The sequence below is a fragment of the Micromonospora andamanensis genome, assembly GCF_016863495.1.
Taxonomy (GTDB): Bacteria; Actinomycetota; Actinomycetes; order Mycobacteriales; family Micromonosporaceae; genus Micromonospora; species Micromonospora andamanensis.
Genome location: NZ_BOOZ01000007.1, coordinates 282822 through 299422, shown reverse-complemented (window position 1 = coordinate 299422; position 16601 = coordinate 282822). Strand labels below are relative to the sequence as shown.

The following is a 16601-nucleotide window of genomic DNA, read 5'->3' as shown; positions in this document are numbered from 1 at the left end:
CACCGCCACCGGTTTGCCGTGAGTTAGGACACCCGCGAGCACGGCATGGGGGTGCCGTGGTCGCGGCGTCAGATCCGCATCAATCGGACCATTCAGACCTACAAGCCGTCGGTCACCCCAGCCGCGTGGCACGCGACCGGGGCCGGCCGATCGAGCTCGTATCACCGTTGCGCCTCTCGCCTTCGCCGGACAGCCGTTCCGTCGGCGGTCATGCCGCTCGCCTCACCATGCTCCGGGTCGCCGTCGGCGACACCGGTCAGACCGTCCCGCCCGAGCAGGTACTGCTCGACGAGATGGTTCCAGTCACAGCCGAGGCACACCTCCACCACGAAGACCTGGAACTCACGCAGCGTCATTGCCAACATGGTCAGCTCAGCCACATTACGGGCTTGGCCGGCAGACTGCTTGAGTTCGTCCCCGTAAATGTAGTGGACGAGCGTCAGGTTCTCGCTGCGGCAGATCGGGCACCGCTCGTCGGTGGCCTCGCCGTGGAACCGAGCGGCGTTCTTCAGGTAGGGCGACGCGTCGCACAGGTCATAGGTGCCGACGCGGCCAGCGAGGAGCTCACGCAGCGCCGCTCGCTTTCGAAGCGAGTAGTCGACGACCTGGCGCTGCGTACGCATGCGGGAAAGGGTACGCGGTCTCTTCTGACGAGGCGACCACCGTGACGATCCGTGACCGCAGGACATCAGAACGGGGGTTTGCCCAGACTGGAACGAGACGCTACGGTGCGATGTATCGGCCCGATACATCGTGGCGGTTAGCGCTCCACGCACAGGGTAAAGGGAGGGTGGCCGGTGCTCGAACTCGCCATCCTCGGCCTGTTGCAGGAGGCTCCGATGCACGGCTATGAGCTGCGCAAGGAGCTCACCGCCAAGCTCGGGGCGATCCGCGCCGCCATCAGTTACGGCTCGCTCTATCCGACCCTGCGCCGGCTCCAGGCGGCGGGATGGATCACTGAGGCCGACGAGACACCCGCCACCGCCGAGGAGGTTCCCGCGCTGACCAGCCGACGAGGTCGGGTGGTCTACGAAATCACCGCGGAAGGAAAAGAGCGCTTCGCCCAGCTCATCGCACAGACCGGGCCGGAGACCTACGGCGACACCGGCTTCGGTGTGCACTTCGCGTTCTTTTCCCGAACCGACCGGGCGACCCGACTTCGAATCCTGGAAGGTCGCCGCCGCACGATCGAGGAACGTCGCGAAGGGCTTCGCGACATGCTGGGCCGGGCGGCCGAGCGCCTCGACGCGTACACCCTGGAGCTGCAACGCCACGGCCTGGAGGCCTGTGAGCGTGAGGTCCGCTGGCTGGAGGAGCTCATCGCAAACGAGCGCTCCGGCCGTGCCCCGACGGTCCCGAACGACGGGACGGCCGGCGGCCCACGAGAAGACAACAGCCCGCCTCCGCCTGGTGAGACCAGGACAGAGCGGCCGTGACAGAGAAGAAGGAGGCACACGCGATGGGCTCCGTCCGCGTCGCCATCGTCGGTGTGGGTAACTGCGCCTCGTCCCTGGTACAGGGCGTCGAGTACTACCGGAACGCCGACCCGAACGACCGCGTCCCGGGTCTCATGCACGTCACCTTCGGCGACTACCACGTCTCTGACGTGCAGTTCGTCGCGGCGTTCGATGTCGACGCCAAGAAGGTGGGCATGGACCTCGCGGAGGCGATCGTCGCCAGCGAGAACAACACCATCAAGCTCTGCGACGTGCCGCCGACCGGCGTCACCGTGCAGCGCGGCCCGACCTTCGACGGCCTCGGCCAGTACTACCGCGAGATCGTCGAGGAGTCGGACGCCACGCCCGTCGACGTGGCCAAGGCGCTGCGCGACGCGCAGGTCGACGTGGTCGTCTCGTATCTGCCGGTGGGCTCGGAGCAGGCCGACAAGTTCTACGCCCAGGCCGCGATCGACGCCGGCTGCGCGTTCGTCAACGCCCTGCCGGTCTTCATCGCCTCCGACCCGGAGTGGGCGCAGAAGTTCACCGACGCGGGCCTGCCGATCGTCGGTGACGACATCAAGAGCCAGGTCGGCGCCACCATCGTGCACCGCGCGCTCGCGAAGCTCTTCGAGGACCGGGGCGTCGAGCTGCTGCGTACGTACCAGCTCAACTTCGGCGGCAACATGGACTTCATGAACATGCTGGAGCGCAACCGCCTGGTCTCGAAGAAGATCTCGAAGACCCAGTCGGTGACCTCCCAGGTGCCGCACGAGATGGCCAAGAGCGACGTGCACATCGGCCCGTCCGACCACGTGCCGTGGCTGGACGACCGCAAGTGGGCGTACATCCGCCTGGAGGGCCGCTCGTTCGGTGACACGCCGCTCAACGCCGAGCTGAAGCTCGAGGTGTGGGACTCGCCGAACTCGGCAGGTGTCATCATCGACGCCGTCCGGGCCGCGAAGATCGCCCTGGACCGGAAGATCGGCGGCCCGATCCTGTCGGCCTCGTCGTACTTCATGAAGTCCCCGCCCGTGCAGTACGCCGACCACGACGCGCACGCCGCCGTCGAGGCGTACATCGCCGGCGAGATCGAGCGCTGACGCGCTGACCATCAGCAACACCGGCGAGGGCCGGGTCCATGCGGACCCGGCCCTCGCCGTCTCTGCGCAGGCCGGCGTCATCAGGTACGCGGTGGACGTCGCGACGTACGGCATGTCGCGCCCAACCGCCGGTCTGACCGCCCGACCTGCCGCACGTCGTGACCGACTGATCAGGACCAGGCGCGTTGCAGCGCCACCCGGGCTTCCAGCTCCAGCAGTTTGACCTTGCGGTCCAGGCCGCCACCGAAGCCGACAAGCTTCCCGCCGGCCCCGATGATGCGGTGACACGGCACGATCACCGGAATCGGGTTGCGGTTGCAGGCCACGCCGACCGCCCGGGCCGCTCCGGGATCACCGACCCGCCGGGCGACCTCACCGTAGGTCAGTGTCTCGCCGTACGGGATGAGGGTCATCTCCCGCCACACCGCCCGCTCGAATTCGGAGCCGCGCGGCACGGTCACCGACACACCGAAGTCGGTGAGTTCCCCGGCGAAGTACGCCCGCAGTTCCGTCACCGCCCGCCGGGAGGTCTCGTCGGCCGGCTCGGTGGTCCCCTCGGCAACCGGGCCGAAGTGCGTCCCGCAGACGCTGTCCCCGTCGGTGGCCACGGAGAACTCACCGATCGGCGAGTCGAGCACCGTCCAACGCATCCCGCCATTGTCCACCCGACAGCAGCCCGGGGTCAGGTGGCGTACGGTCCCCGGAACGGCCGAAGCCCGCCGGAGCGTCCCAAGCTGTCGGGAGCTCCGGCGGGCACCGGATCGGTCGCGTACTGATCAGGCGGCGGAGACGGTGAACTTCTCGCCCTTGCCCAGCCCCAGTTCGAAGGCCGTCCACCTGATCGTCTTGTTCGAGATGAGCTTGCTGGTGCCGGACGCCCCGGCGGAGACCGCCTGGTCGTCGCTGGCCCGGAAGAAGACGGTTCCGTCGCCGTTGTAGTCGACGAAGTCGAAGGTCTGCCAGAGTCCGAGCGTCTTGCTGCTGGCGATCAGCGGCTTGGTGCCCTGGCTCGCCGCCGTCACGTACCGGCCGTTGGACAGCGCCTTGAGGCCGAAGAAGCCGTCGCCCCGGTTGACGATCTGGAACTTCGCCGACTTGGTGACGGTCTTGCTGCTGGCGACAAGCGGCTTGGTGCTGCTCGCGGCCACCACGTACTTGCTGTTGGCCTTGGACCTGATGCTGATCACCGGCGCCGGTGCCTCGAGGGTGAACTTCTCGTTGGTGCCGATGCTTGTCCGGTTCGCCCGGAGCACCGAGGTACCCGTCTTCGACGCCGTCACGTACTTCCCGTTGGTCTTGGCCTTGAGGCTGACCTTGCCGTCGGTGTGGTTCACGATCGTGAACTTGGCCGGGGTGACGATCGTCTTGTGGCTGGCGATAAGCGGCTTGGTGCCCTTGCTCGGAGCCACCACGTAGCGGCCGGTCTGCTTCGAGCGCAGCGCGACCAGGCCGTCACCGGCGTTGACGATGTCGAACCGCTGCGCGGTACCCATGCTCTTGCCGTTGTTGACAAGTGCCTTGGTGGTGCTGGCAGCGGTGACGTACCTGCCGTTCGACAGTGCCTTGAAGCCGTACGAGTTGCGGACCGGGGTCACCGAACCCACGGTCAGCAGCCGGTCCATCGACCCCTTGGTGTCGTAGACCACGCCGGCGATGCCGGTAGTGACGATCCGGTCACGCACCTGCTTCGGCTTCCAGGTGGGGTTGCTGTGCAGCAGCAGCGCCGCCGCGCCCGCCACGTGCGGGGCCGCCATCGAGGTACCGCTGTATCCCACGCTGCCGGTGTTGCTGTCGTGCCGGGCCGACACGATGCTCACCCCGGGGGCGAACACGTCGACGCACTTGCCGTAGTTGGAGAACCAGGCGCGCATGTCGACCCGGTCGGTCGCACCCACGGTGATCGCATCCGGTACCCGCGCCGGCGACGCCTTGCAGGCGTCCATCCACGCGTTGCCGGCGGCGATCGCGTAGGTGACGCCGGAGGTGATGGAGCGCTTCACCGCCTCGTCGATGGACGGGATGGCCGTGACGTCGCCGAGGCTCACGTTTGCCACTGCCGGCTTCTTGGCGTTGGTGGTCACCCAGTTGATGCCGGCGAGAACCTGCTCGGTGGTGCCGTAGCCCTCGCAGTCGAGCACCCGTACGCCGACCAGCTTGACGCCCTTGGCTACGCCGTACTTCGCGCCGCCGACGGTGCCGGCGACGTGCGTGCCGTGGCCGTTGCAGTCCCCGTTCGCGTTTGCCTGCACCGCCCCCGGGTCGGTCGGCTCGGCCGGCGGCGGCTCAATGGCGTCGTAGCCCATGCTGGCCCGCCCGCCGAAGTCCTGGTGCTTGACGTTGATGCCGGTGTCCAGGATGTACGCGGTGACCTTGCTGCCGGTGTTCGGGTACTTGTAGGTCTTGTTCAGCTTCGCCGAAGCCTGGTCGAGGCGGTCGAGGCCCCAGGACGGCGGGCTGCTCTGGGTCGCGTTGGCCGACAGTCGCCGGACCTGCTCGACGTACGCGACGGCGGGGTTGGCGGCCAACTTCTCCGCCTGCCGCTTGTTCATACTGGCCGAGTAGCCGGTCAGGGCGTTGCCGAACACCATCCGGACGGCACCACCGTTGGCGCGGGTCAGCGCCGAGGCGGTCGCCCGGATCGAGCTGTAGGTGGCCCCACGGTCCTTGAGTACGACGATGTAGCGGTCCGGCACGATGCCGGCGGCCGTGGTGCCGAGCACCTCGGGCCGGGCCTGGTCGGATGGGGCTGCCGTCGCGGCACCGCCGGAGACGACGCCGATGATGGACGAGGCGGTGGCGAGGGCGAGCCCCGCCGCCGCCGAGCGGCGCAGTACGCCACGGCGTTTCACTAGGTGTTACCCCCGTCGGTCGTCGACCGTGTCCGATGGACGGTCGGACAAACATTGAATCGTCCGGCTCCGGCTGCCGAGCAGCGGACTGCGAACGTTCCAACATCATGAATGAGCATCGAGAGAGCCGCGTCAACCTTTCGGTCGAAACGTAAGCGTCTCGTCGTATCGACCGTCACGGCCTGCGTCATCCGCAGTGGAGGGCCCTCGCCGATCAGGCTGCGGTCAGCTGACGATGCCCTCTTCGCGGGCCCAGCGCAGCAACTCCACCTCGGCCGTGTCGCGATCCAACGGTCCACGCTCCAGCCGCAGGTCCTTCAGGTACTTCCAGGCCCGTCCTACCACCGGACCGGGTGGCACACCCAGCAGCTCCATGATCGCGTTGCCGTCGAGGTCGGGCCGGACCCGGGCAAGGTCCTCCTCGGCGGCGATGCGGGCGATCCGCTCCTCCAGCGCGTCGTAGTCCGCCGCCAGTTGGGCCGCCTTGCGCCGGTTGCGGGTGGTGCAGTCCGACCGGGTCAGCTTGTGCAGCCGGGGCAGCAGGTCACCGGCGTCGGTGACGTACCGGCGCACTGCCGAGTCGGTCCACTCGCCCCGTCCGTACCCGTAGAAGCGGAGGTGCAGCGCGACAAGTGCGGTGACCTTCGCGGTGACGTCCTTCGGATAGCGCAGCGCCTTCATCCGCATCTTGGTCAGCCGCGCACCGACCACCTCATGGTGGTGGAAGCTGACTCGCCCGTCCGGGCCGATCGCCTTCGTCGCCGGCTTGCCCACGTCGTGCATCAGCGCGGCCATCCGGAGGATGAAGTCCGCTCCGTCCTCCTCGTACGAGACGGCGTTGCGGACCACCGTGAGGGTGTGCTCGTAGACGTCCTTGTGCTGGGCGTGCTCGTCGATCTCGAGCTTGAGCCCGGTCAGCTCGGGCAGGAAGCGCTCGGCCAGCCCGGTGTCGACGAGCAGCCGCAGGCCGGATATCGGGTCCGCGCCGCAGAGCAGCTTCGTGAACTCGTCGCGGATCCGTTCGGCGGTGATCCGGTCCAGGTCGGTCGACATGCTTGTCATGGCCGCCCGCACGTCCGGGTGGACCGCGAAGCGCAACTGCGCCGCGAAACGGGCGGCCCGCAGCATCCGCAGCGGGTCGTCACTGAACGACTCGGCGGGCGTGCCCGGGGTACGCACGATCTTCGCGGCCAGGTCGGCCAGGCCGCCGTACGGGTCGGTGAACCGGTGCTCGGGGACGCTCACCGCCATCGCGTTGACTGTGAAGTCCCGCCGTCGCAGATCCTCGACGAGGCTGGTCCCGTAGGCGACCACCGGGTTGCGGCTGACCTGGTCGTACGACTCGGCCCGGAAGGTGGTGATCTCCAGGCGCAGACCGCCCCGCTGGCAGCCGATGGTGCCGAACTCGCGGCCGGTCTCCCAGATCGCCTCCGCCCAGCCCCGCACGATGTCGAGCGTCTGGTCGGGGTGCGCGTCGGTGCAGAAGTCGAGGTCCTCACCGAGCCGGCCAAGCAGGGCGTCGCGTACCGAACCGCCCACGAGGTGCAGTTCGTGACCGGCGGCGGCGAACCGGCGGCCCAGCTCGTCGGCCACCGGAGAGACCCGGAGCAGTTCGGCGACGGCGTTGCGCTGCGCGGCGGTGAGATCGCGGCGGTCGGTGGCGTGGGATGCGGCGGCTTCGGACATCGGATCCGCAGCCTATCGGTCCTGAGCCGCATCTCCTCCGCCGGGCGCGGGTAACGGACGGCTGTTGACTAAGGTCTGTGGCGTGTGGGCCGGTGCCGGCTCCGGCTTACCCCTTGGAGGCAACAGATGAGCGGCGGGCTCTACCGCAGCGCGAACGCCCAGCAGGGCGGCGCGGCCGGCGGCCGGCCCGGTGACGGTGCCACGTTCATCTCCGCCGAGCCGTTGAACCAGCCGGCGGCCGAGGCGGTCGCGCCGCCCCAGGAGCAGGTGGCGGAGAGCAGCGTCGCCGCCAACAGCGCGATCATGGCGGTCGGCAGCCTGGTAAGCCGGGGTACGGGTTTCCTCCGCAACCTCATGATCGGCGCGGCGCTCGGCAACCTGATCGGCAACGTCTTCACCACCGCCATGTTCCTGCCGCAGCAGGTGTACGAGTTCCTGCTCGGCGGCATCCTGACGAGCGTGCTCATCCCGGTGCTGGTCCGCCGGAGCAAGCTGGACTCGGACCGGGGCCAGGCGTACGCGCAGCGGCTGTTGACCCTGGCGGTGGTCGCCCTCGCCGCGACCGTGCTCATCGCGGTGATCGCGGCACCGGTGCTCACCAGCCTCTACGCCAGCGGCAAGGACGACAACTACACCGGCCTGGTCACCAAGCTGTCGTACCTGATGCTGCCGATGCTCTTCTTCACCGGCATCAGCGCGCTGATCGCGGCCATCCTGAACACCCGGGGCCACTTCGCGGCACCGATGTGGGCGCCCATCCTGAACAATCTGGTTGCTATCGCCACCTTCGGCACGTACATCGTCGTCTTCGGCGCCCAGGCCCGGCAGCCCGCCGACGTGGGGCTGAACCAGGTTCTGCTGATCGGTGGGGGGACGCTGCTCGGCGTGGCGGTGCAGGCCGCCGGCCTGCTGCCGGCGCTGCGCAAGGTCGGCTTCCGGTGGAAGCTGCGGTTCGACTTCCGGCAGCTCGGGCTGAGCGAGCTGGCTCGACTCGGCGGCTGGATGTTCTGCTACGTGGCTGTCAACCAGCTCGGACTCTTCGTGGTGGTCAACCTGCTCACCCGCGCGGCTGGCGAGGAGAACGCCGGCCTGCTGATCTACAACAACGTCTTCCTGTTGCTGATGATGGCGCACGGCATCATCGCCGTCTCGATCATCACGGCACTGCTGCCCCGGATGAGCGCGGCTGCGGCCGACGGCCGATTCCGCGACTTCACGAGCGACCTGAGCCGGGGTACGCGGACCGTCAGCGCCGTGCTCGCCCCGATCGCGGTCTGCTACGCGGTGTTGGCCACCCCGATCTCGGTGGTGGTCTTCCGCTACGGGGCCTTCACCGCTGACAACGCGGTAGCCACGTCGACGGTGCTGCTGGTCGCCGCGATCGGACTGGTCCCGTTCGCGATCAGTCAGCTCTTCACCTTCGCCTTCTACGCGCTGCCGGACACCCGGATGCCGGCACTGATCAACATTCCGGTGGTGGCGCTGCGGGTCGGCGTGCAGATCGCGCTCTTCCTGGTCTTCTCGCCGAGCTTCGCGGGTGCCGGGATGATGATCGGCAATACCGTCTCCTACCTGGCCGCCGCCATCGCCTCGGCCTGGCTGCTGCGCCCCCGGGTGGGTCGGATCGGGCTGGGCGCGATCCTGCGTACCCTCGGCCGGGTGACCGTCGCGGCGGTCGGTGCCGCGCTCGTCGGCCTGCTGGTGGTCGTCCTGCTGCCCGGCGGCGACACGCCGAGCTGGTTGGAGGCGATGGTGCAGCTGGTGGTCGGTGGCGCGGTGATCGGCGGTACCTACCTCGGCCTGGCGACCGTGCTGCGGATCTCCGAGATCACCGAGGTGGTCAGGATGGTCCGTCGTCGACTCGGTCGCTGAACCCGCACCGATCGACGTGCACCCAGAGTGACAGCGGATCACCAGGCTGGGGATGCGCCTGTGGATAACTCCGCGCGCCGCCGCTCAACTGGCGGATCGGCCTGTGGATAACCAACCGGAAGGTCGAGCATGCCCGGCCGTTTGACGGGGAATCGGACGCTGCCGAACCTGCGGATGCGACCGGTTCCGCCCCAGCCGGAGCCGGTTGTGGTCAACCTCTAGATTGGCTGGTACATGTACCAGCAACGGGGCCGACAACGGTGGTAACGGGACGAGTCCACCGACTGCTGACGCCACCGTCACCGGACGGCGGGAAGATGACATGTCGGGGATCGGGTCATCCCGGGTAAGGTCGCACTCGACGGGTACGGCAGACACCGGCGCGCGGCACCGTGCTGCGACCGGCCGGCCGGTACCAGACGAAGGCGGAGCGGGAAGCAGATGCCCAGCAGCGCGGGTCCATCGATCGACACGATCACCGAGGGAGGACGGGTGACCCAGGTCGGCGAGGGTCAGGACGCGGACGAGACCACTCCGCCGGTCATGACCTTCGGTGCTCCGACGGCCGGTGAGATCCTCGCCGAACGTTACGAACTGGTCGAGCACATCAACAACGACAGCGCGGGCCGGCTGGTCTGGCGCGGGGTCGACGTCGTGCTGCGCCGGCCCGTCGCGGTCGTCATGCGCTACCCGGGCGGCGAGTCCGCCACCGAGATGCTGCAGGCTGCGGTCGCCGCCAGCCGGGTCGTCCACCCCAACCTGGTAGGCGTGTACGACGCCATCGACGAGGCCGAGCGGGCCTACGTGGTGCGCGAGTGGGTCGACGGTCAGTCCCTGCGGGACCTGGTCGCGGGCGGGCCGCTGGACGCCGCTCGCGCGACCGCCGTCGGTAACTCCGTCGCCAGCGCCCTGGCCGCCGTGCACGCCACCGGCATGGTGCACGGCAACGTGCACCCCGGCACGGTGATGATCAGTGATGACGGCCGGGTGGTGCTCGCGGACGCCCGCACCGATGGTGACGACAGCCAGGAGAGCGACGTCCGGGCCGTCGGCGGCATCCTCTACTTCGCGATGACCGGCTACTGGCCGCACGCCGAGGCGCCGCTGCGGGGTGCCACCGCCGGGCACGGTCGGGCGGCCATTCCCGACGCGGTACGCGACGCCAACGGGTCGGTCGCGGCGCCACGTCAGGTCCGGGCCGGTGTGCCGGCCTACCTGGACGACCTGACAATGGATCTGCTCGACGCCGAGATCGCACCGCCTCCGTCGGACGTCCTCACCGCGGAGCTGGCCCGGCTCGACGTGCCCGACGACGACTACCTCGACAACAGCGGCCCGCTGCGGTTCGCCGGCGAGACCGGCGAGGAGCCGTCACCGCTGGCCGCGGCCGGTGGGCGCAAGGTCGCCCTGGGGATCGCCGGGCTGCTGACGGTGGCCCTGATCGGGCTGCTCATCGGAATCAGCACGCTCGGCGACGACAACGCCGATCCGCAGACGAACCCGGTCGCGGCGCCGTCTTCGAGCGCGCCGGTGAGCGAGGAGCCGGCAGCGCCCGCGGTGCGTAACCTCAAGATCAGCAATGCTCGGATCATCGACCCGGACAGCAACGACCGGACCGAGGTACGCGACGCCGAGAAGGTCTTCGACGGCGACCAGGACGAGGGCTGGTCCACCGAGACGTACAACCGCAGCAACTTCGGCAACCTCAAGCGGGGCATGGGCGTCTGGATCGACCTCGGCGCCGAGCGGACCGTCAAGTCCGTGCAGGTCAACCTCTCCGACCGGGGCGCCTCAGCGGAACTGCTCACCGGCACCGTCGACGCCCCGTCGTCCAGCTCAGGTGACGATCAGGTCCTCACGGCGTACCTGAAGAACAAGATCGGGCAGCCGTTCGAGGCACACGACGGCACCACGATGACCTTCGACGGCTTCGACGCCGACAAGAAGTACCGCTACCTGCTGTTCTGGATCACGGAGCTGCCCTCGAACGGTGGCGGCTACAAGGTCGGGGTGCAGGAGATCACGGTCCAGGGGTCATGAGAAACCAGCACGGCGGCAGCCACCGGGTCGGGTGATGGAGGTACGCGACGCCGGCCGCAACCAGATGGGCGCCGCCTCCGTGGACGACACGGTAAGCGACCTCGATCTGCTGCGTGCCCACGTCGCCGGCGATCGGGACGCCTTCGCCGAGCTGTTCCGCCGTCACCGGGACCGGCTCTGGGCGGTCGCCCTGCGTACGCTCGGCGACCGTGAGGAGGCCGCGGACGCCCTCCAGGACGCACTGCTGTCCGCGCATCGCGCGGCCGGCCGGTTCCGAGGCGACTCGGCGGTCACCACCTGGCTGCACCGGATCGTGGTCAACGCATGCCTCGACCGGATCCGCCGCCGGCAGGCCCACCCGACGGTGCCGTTGCCCGACGGGCAGCACAACCCCGACGACGGTCCCGCCACCGGCGGTGTGGAGCCCGCCGCCCCGGTACGCGACCACGACACCGCGATGGTCATCCGGGACGCCCTGGCCGCGTTGCCGCTGGAGCAGCGGGCCGCACTCGTCCTGGTGGACGTGCAGGGCTATCCGGTCGCCGAGGTCGCGCGGATCCTCGGAGTCGCCGAGGGAACCGTCAAGAGTCGCTGCGCCCGGGGCCGTGCCCGGCTCGCGGTCATGCTCGGCCACCTCAGGCCCGGCAACGGGCCGACGGCCGGGTCCAGTCCGAACGTGCCGGAGGTCACCGGCGGGAACCCGCAAGCGCCATCCGGCGTCCGATCAGGGTCGGGGCGGTCCCGGCCGGCCGCCAGACAGCAGGAGGAAGCGTGAGCACCGGGGAGTTCAGCGAGGTCGACCACGACCTGCTCGCCGACTACCTCGGCGGCGCGCTGGACGGCACCGCCGAGCACGCTGAGATCACCCGGTTGGTCGCGCAGGATCCGGCCTGGGCCCACGCCCACGCCCGGTTGGCCTCGGCCGTCGACAACGTCCGGGCCGAACTGGCCGGGTGGGGTGAGCCGACACTCGAACTGCCGCCGGAGATCACGGACCGGATCAGCGCCGCCCTCGCCGCCGCAGTTCCGCTCGCCGTACCCACTGTCGAGGTCGCGCCGGTCTCGGCGGCGACCGAAGACCCGGAGGTCGCGAGGTCGGCCACCCGGGGCCCGGTGGCCGCCGACGATCCGGCAGCCGACGAGGAAGGCGCCGACGTCGGGTCGGAGTCGACAGGCGGGAAGACGGCACTCGTACCGACCCAGCCGCTGGGCGGTCCCCGGCGTCCGGGAGGTCCGCTCCGGCCGGGACAGGACCGGACCGCGTCGTCACGGCCCGGTCCGCGACGGCGCCGCTGGGCCCGGGTGGCCGGGCCGGTCGCGCTCGCCGCCGCCGCGGTGGTCGGGTTGGGCGCGCTCCAACTGTCCCAGTCGCACCAGGGCGGCGAGCGGGCCACGGACACCGCCCTGAGCGATCGGGCCGCCAGTCCGGCGGTACCGCACGCGTATCCGCAGGACTCGGCGGGGCAGGCCGGCACCACAACGGCACCCGAACGTGCCTCCGCGGCGGCCAGCACCCCGTACCGGGTCGTCGGTCCCCCGCAACGCAGCGACACCGACTACACGCCGGAGGCGCTGACCCGCGTGACGCCGAGCGTCAGGCAGTTCTCCAGCAGTGGTGATCCTGAGGTCGGCACGCAGAACCAGGAGCGCCTGCCCGCCCCGGGAGATCTGAACCGGCTCGGCGACCAGACGGCGTTGAGCGCCTGCCTCGCGGAGATCAGCGCGGAGCACAGCGTGGGACCGCTGGTCTTCGACGTCATCGACTACGCCCGTTTCCAGGGGCTCCCGGCGTTGGTCCTCCAGTTCACCGATGCCGCCGGCACGAGCTGGGCGTGGGTCAGCGGTCCGGAGTGTGGTGTACCCGGGTCCGGCTCGGACGCCCGCTACCGTACGCGGGTAGGGTGATTCCCGCGGTCGCCGGACGTTTGACCGTCCACGTGACCTGACCCACCGAGTGACCGGCTCGGGAATTCCCGCTTCGTACGATGACGTTCTGCACATCAGTTGCCGCCGCGTCGGCACTCGGATCGGCATCGGCCCGTACGCCGGTGACGACAGTCAACACGATTGGGAGACGGCAGTGGACGAGGTCCGCAACCTGGTCATCATCGGCTCCGGGCCGGCCGGTTACACGGCGGCGGTCTACGCGGCACGTGCCAACCTCAAGCCTCTGGTCATCGAGGGCGTGCAGTCCGGCGGTGCGCTGATGACCACCACCGAGGTGGAGAATTTCCCCGGTTTCGCGGACGGCATCCTCGGTCCCGAGCTGATGGACAACATGCGTAAGCAGGCCGAGCGGTTCGGCGCGGAGTTTCTGACCGACGACGTCACCCGGGTCGAGTTGACCGACACCGGTCACCCCGGCGCGGTCAGCACCGTCTGGGTCGGCGAGACCGCGTACCGTGCCCGGGCCGTGATCCTGTCCACGGGTTCCGCCTGGCGGCCCCTCGGCGTACCCGGTGAGCAGGAGTATCTCGGCCACGGCGTCTCCTCCTGCGCCACCTGTGACGGCTTCTTCTTCCGCAACCAGCACATCGTGGTCGTCGGTGGTGGTGACTCGGCGATGGAGGAGGCCAGCTTCCTCACCCGCTTCGCCGACTCGGTGACGATCCTCCACCGCCGGGACTCGTTCCGGGCGAGCAAGATCATGGCTGAGCGGGCGTTGAGCAACGACAAGATCAAGGTCGAGTGGAACACCGTGGTGGAGGAGGTGCTCGGCGCGGACGGCAAGGTCTCCGGCGTACGGGTACGCAACGTTCACACCGGCGAGGCCAAGGTGCTCGACGTCACAGGCGTGTTCGTGGCGATCGGCCACGACCCGCGCAGCGAACTGTTCCGCGGGCAGGTGGAAATGGACGACGAGGGGTACGTCAAGGTGCAGGCCCCCAGCACCCGGACCAGCATTCCCGGTGTCTTCGCCGCCGGTGACCTGGTCGACCACACGTACCGACAGGCGATCACCGCGGCCGGGACCGGCTGCGCGGCCGCCCTGGACGCGGAACGCTTCATCGCAACGCTGCCCAAGGACTGACGAGACACATCTGAGGAGGAGGGGTCAACAGTGGGAACAACCAAGTCGGTCACCGACGCGAGCTTCGCCGCAGACGTGCTGAAGTCCGACAAGCCGGTCCTGGTGGATTTCTGGGCCGAGTGGTGCGGGCCGTGCCGTAAGGTCTCGCCGCTGCTGGAGGAGATCGCCGGCGAGATGGGCGACCAGGTCAGCATCGTCAAGCTCAACATCGACGAGAACCCGGAGACCGCCCGGGCCTACCGCGTGATGTCGGTGCCGACCCTCACCGTGTTCAAGAACGGTGAGCCGGTGCAGTCGATCGCCGGGGCCAAGCCCAAGGGCGAACTGGTCAAGCTGATCGAATCGGCGCTCTGACCCCAGCAACGACGTCGACGTCGACCCCGGGCCGGTGGACCTGGCCCGGGGTCGACGCGTTTTTCGCCGCCCACCACCCCTGCGGATCGCCCAGCGCATAACCTCGAACCGGGGCCGCCGGACGCCGGTGAGCACCTGGTCCCCGCGGACGGCACCCACCCGCCGTCGGCGGGGCCCGGCAGCCACCACCGTGCAGAGGGGGTCGTGCGTGCGTCCGATCCGTCCCGGTGACCGGGGACCCGCAGTGACCGAGATCCGTGCGGTGTTGACCGGCCTCGACCTGCTGTCGAAGGCGACCGGCCCGCACAGCGACGAGTTCGATCCAGCGACCGAACGGGCGGTCCGCGCTTTCCAGCAGTCGCGAGGGCTCAGCGTGGACGGCCGGGTCGGCGCCGAGACCTGGCGGGCGCTCGACGCCGCCCGCTGGCGGCTGGGTGCCCGCACCCTCTACCACGCGGTGCCGGTTCCGCTCACCGGCGAGGACGTCCGTTCGTTGCAGGAACGGCTGCTGGAAATGGGGTACGACACCGGCCGCGCCGACGCCATCTACGGCATCCGTACGTCCCGGGCGGTGGCGCAGTTCCAGCGTGAGGTGGGACTGGTCCCGGACGGCACCTGCGGCCCGCACACCATGAGCGCGCTGCGTCGACTGGGCCGAAAAGTGGTCGGCGGACGGCCGCAGTGGTTGCGCGAGTCCGACGCCATCCGACAGTCCGGCCCGACCCTGGTCGGGCGGACCGTGGTGATCGACCCGGGCCACGGCGGGACGGATCCGGGCGTGGTGGTGGTGGACGGCCCGCTGCGCTGGGTCGAGGCGGATCTGATGCACGATCTGGCCAGCCGGTTGGAGGGACGCCTCGCCGCGTCCGGCGTGCGGGTGCAGCTCACCCGAGGACCGTCGCCGGAGACCTGTCTGCCGGACATCGACCGGGCGCAACTGGCCAACTCACTCGGCGCGGACGTGTTCATCTCGCTGCACACCGACGGCCACGCCAACCCGATGGCCGAAGGCGTCGCCACCTACCACTACGGCACCGACAACGGAGTCACCTCGGCGACCGGTGAACGGCTGGCCGGGCTGGTGCAGCGGGAGATCGTCGCACGCACCGGGCTGCGGGACTGCCGCACCCACGCCAAGGCATGGGACCTGCTGCGGATCACCCGGATGCCCGCGGTACGCGTCGAGGTCGGATACCTCACCTCGTCCACCGACCGGGAACGGCTTATCACCCCCCGGTTCCGGGACAAGCTGGTCGAGGCGATGGTGGCCGCGGTGCAGCGGATGTATCTGCCGATCGAACAGGACGTCCCCACCGGCTCGATCGACGTCAGCCAACTGCGGGCGGCTGTCGCCGCCGGCACTGTGGTCGACTGAGCGTCGGCGTCCAGCGGTCCAACACCGGCCACGGCCTCGGGTCGCGGTCTGCCCGACGCTGTCAGCCGGCCGTGGAACGCGTCGCGGGCGTCGGTCGGACCGGACGCAGCAGCGACTCGGGGCTCATCGAGCCCAGCAGCTTCTCCAGCGCGTACTCGACGTCGGACTTCCAGCTCAACGCCGTCCGCAGTTCCAACCGCAGTCGCGGAAAGCGCGGATGCGGACGTACCGTCTTGAAGCCCACCGAGAGGAAGAAGTCGGCAGGTGCCACGCACGCTCCGCCCGGATCGGCGGAGTCGCCGAACTTCGCGTCGCCGAACGCCTCGATCGCCTTGATCCCGCGCTTGGTCAGATCGCGGGCCACCCCCTGCACCAGCATCCGGCCGAGGCCACCTCCGGAGAACGCGGGTACCACGTTCGCGGTCATCAGCAGCGCCGCGTCGGCGGAGACCGGGGAGGTCGGAAAGGCCATCGAGCGGGGGACGTAGGCCGGCGGGGCGTACATGACGAAGCCGGCCGGCATGCCGTCCACGTAGATCAACTTGCCGCAGGAACCCCATTCGAGGAGGGTCTGCGAGACCCACGCCTCCTTCTCCAGCCCAGGGTCGCCTGCGGCGCAGGCACGGTCCGCGGAAACCGGATCAAGCTCCCAGTAGACGCACTGCCGGCAGGGACGGGGCAGGTCCTCCAGGGTGTCCAGGGTCAGGCTGACCAGACGTCGCGACATTGGCGCTTCCCCACACTAGGCTCGGCGGTGGGACCGGCCCGGACGGCACCGCCGCCGCAGCGGCCCGGACGGCACCGCCGTGTTCCTGCCCCCGACGAGCGATCGTACGCCGCCGATCGCCGACAGGG

Annotated in this window: 14 protein-coding genes; 9 read left to right on the top strand and 5 right to left on the bottom strand. The window is 69.6% G+C overall.

Annotated elements, in window-relative coordinates:
• Window positions 1–161: 161 nt before the first annotated feature.
• Window positions 162–623, bottom strand: a complete 462-nt coding sequence (locus tag Van01_RS09720) for a DUF5318 domain-containing protein (protein ID WP_204004318.1) — start codon at window positions 621–623, stop codon at window positions 162–164.
• A 174-nt stretch (window positions 624–797) separates the two neighbouring features.
• Between Van01_RS09720 and Van01_RS09715 the strand changes: the two genes are divergently transcribed.
• Window positions 798–1436 carry a PadR family transcriptional regulator gene (locus Van01_RS09715; protein WP_204004315.1) on the top strand — a complete coding sequence of 213 codons (639 nt, stop codon included), beginning with the start codon at window positions 798–800 and terminating at the stop codon, window positions 1434–1436.
• A gap of 23 nt (window positions 1437–1459) precedes the next feature.
• On the top strand, window positions 1460–2539 hold the full coding sequence (locus Van01_RS09710; protein WP_204004555.1) for an inositol-3-phosphate synthase: 1080 nt from the start codon (window positions 1460–1462) through the stop codon (window positions 2537–2539).
• A gap of 170 nt (window positions 2540–2709) precedes the next feature.
• Here the strand turns inward: Van01_RS09710 and Van01_RS09705 are convergent, their stop codons facing one another.
• The 3 genes from Van01_RS09705 to Van01_RS09695 form a co-directional block, all read right to left on the bottom strand.
• Window positions 2710–3189: a methylated-DNA--[protein]-cysteine S-methyltransferase gene (locus tag Van01_RS09705; RefSeq protein WP_204004312.1), complete on the bottom strand. Its 480-nt coding sequence runs from the start codon at window positions 3187–3189 to the stop codon at window positions 2710–2712.
• A gap of 126 nt (window positions 3190–3315) precedes the next feature.
• Window positions 3316–5388: a S8 family serine peptidase gene (locus Van01_RS09700; RefSeq protein ID WP_204004309.1), complete on the bottom strand. Its 2073-nt coding sequence runs from the start codon at window positions 5386–5388 to the stop codon at window positions 3316–3318.
• Between the two features lie 225 nt (window positions 5389–5613).
• Complete coding sequence (locus Van01_RS09695; RefSeq protein ID WP_204004294.1) at window positions 5614–7074, bottom strand: CCA tRNA nucleotidyltransferase; 1461 nt, start codon at window positions 7072–7074, stop codon at window positions 5614–5616.
• Between the two features lie 126 nt (window positions 7075–7200).
• Here Van01_RS09695 and murJ point away from each other — a divergent pair, with 126 nt between their 5' ends.
• The 7 genes from murJ (at window position 7201) to Van01_RS09660 (ending at window position 15746) form a co-directional block, all read left to right on the top strand.
• Window positions 7201–8946 (top strand): murein biosynthesis integral membrane protein MurJ, encoded by a 1746-nt coding sequence (gene murJ / locus Van01_RS09690; protein WP_204004276.1) that lies wholly within the window; start codon window positions 7201–7203, stop codon window positions 8944–8946.
• A gap of 441 nt (window positions 8947–9387) precedes the next feature.
• A complete protein-coding gene (locus Van01_RS09685) occupies window positions 9388–10986 on the top strand; it encodes a protein kinase family protein (protein WP_204004261.1) in 1599 nt (532 codons plus the stop codon).
• A gap of 34 nt (window positions 10987–11020) precedes the next feature.
• Window positions 11021–11761, top strand: coding sequence for an RNA polymerase sigma factor SigM (gene sigM / locus Van01_RS09680; protein WP_239098964.1), 741 nt, complete (start codon window positions 11021–11023; stop codon window positions 11759–11761).
• Window positions 11758–12891, top strand: coding sequence for an RsmA family anti-sigma factor (locus Van01_RS09675; RefSeq protein WP_204004258.1), 1134 nt, complete (start codon window positions 11758–11760; stop codon window positions 12889–12891). The genes sigM and Van01_RS09675 overlap by 4 nt, the downstream gene beginning before the upstream one ends.
• Window positions 12892–13066: 175 nt before the next feature.
• On the top strand, window positions 13067–14017 hold the full coding sequence (gene trxB / locus Van01_RS09670; RefSeq protein ID WP_204004255.1) for a thioredoxin-disulfide reductase: 951 nt from the start codon (window positions 13067–13069) through the stop codon (window positions 14015–14017).
• 30 nt (window positions 14018–14047) lie between these two features.
• A complete protein-coding gene (trxA, locus tag Van01_RS09665) occupies window positions 14048–14371 on the top strand; it encodes a thioredoxin (RefSeq protein WP_099848417.1) in 324 nt (107 codons plus the stop codon).
• A 208-nt stretch (window positions 14372–14579) separates the two neighbouring features.
• Window positions 14580–15746: an N-acetylmuramoyl-L-alanine amidase gene (locus Van01_RS09660; RefSeq protein ID WP_204004253.1), complete on the top strand. Its 1167-nt coding sequence runs from the start codon at window positions 14580–14582 to the stop codon at window positions 15744–15746.
• 61 nt (window positions 15747–15807) lie between these two features.
• On the opposite strand, the gene Van01_RS09655 is transcribed toward Van01_RS09660, so the two are convergent.
• The gene (locus tag Van01_RS09655) at window positions 15808–16473 is read right to left on the bottom strand and encodes a GNAT family N-acetyltransferase (RefSeq protein ID WP_099848413.1); all 666 of its coding nucleotides are present in this window, start codon (window positions 16471–16473) and stop codon (window positions 15808–15810) included.
• Window positions 16474–16601: the final 128 nt, after the last annotated feature.

What these genes read in the sequence shown, in the direction of transcription:
- Van01_RS09720 (WP_204004318.1), bottom strand. Translation starts at nt 623, where the DNA reads ATGCGTACGCAGCGCCAGGTCGTCGACTACTCGCTTCGAAAGCGAGCG.
- Van01_RS09710 (WP_204004555.1), top strand. Translation starts at nt 1,460, where the DNA reads ATGGGCTCCGTCCGCGTCGCCATCGTCGGTGTGGGTAACTGCGCCTCG.
- Van01_RS09705 (WP_204004312.1), bottom strand. Translation starts at nt 3,189, where the DNA reads ATGCGTTGGACGGTGCTCGACTCGCCGATCGGTGAGTTCTCCGTGGCC.
- Van01_RS09695 (WP_204004294.1), bottom strand. Translation starts at nt 7,074, where the DNA reads ATGTCCGAAGCCGCCGCATCCCACGCCACCGACCGCCGCGATCTCACC.
- murJ (WP_204004276.1), top strand. Translation starts at nt 7,201, where the DNA reads ATGAGCGGCGGGCTCTACCGCAGCGCGAACGCCCAGCAGGGCGGCGCG.
- Van01_RS09685 (WP_204004261.1), top strand. Translation starts at nt 9,388, where the DNA reads ATGCCCAGCAGCGCGGGTCCATCGATCGACACGATCACCGAGGGAGGA.
- sigM (WP_239098964.1), top strand. Translation starts at nt 11,021, where the DNA reads ATGGAGGTACGCGACGCCGGCCGCAACCAGATGGGCGCCGCCTCCGTG.
- Van01_RS09655 (WP_099848413.1), bottom strand. Translation starts at nt 16,473, where the DNA reads ATGTCGCGACGTCTGGTCAGCCTGACCCTGGACACCCTGGAGGACCTG.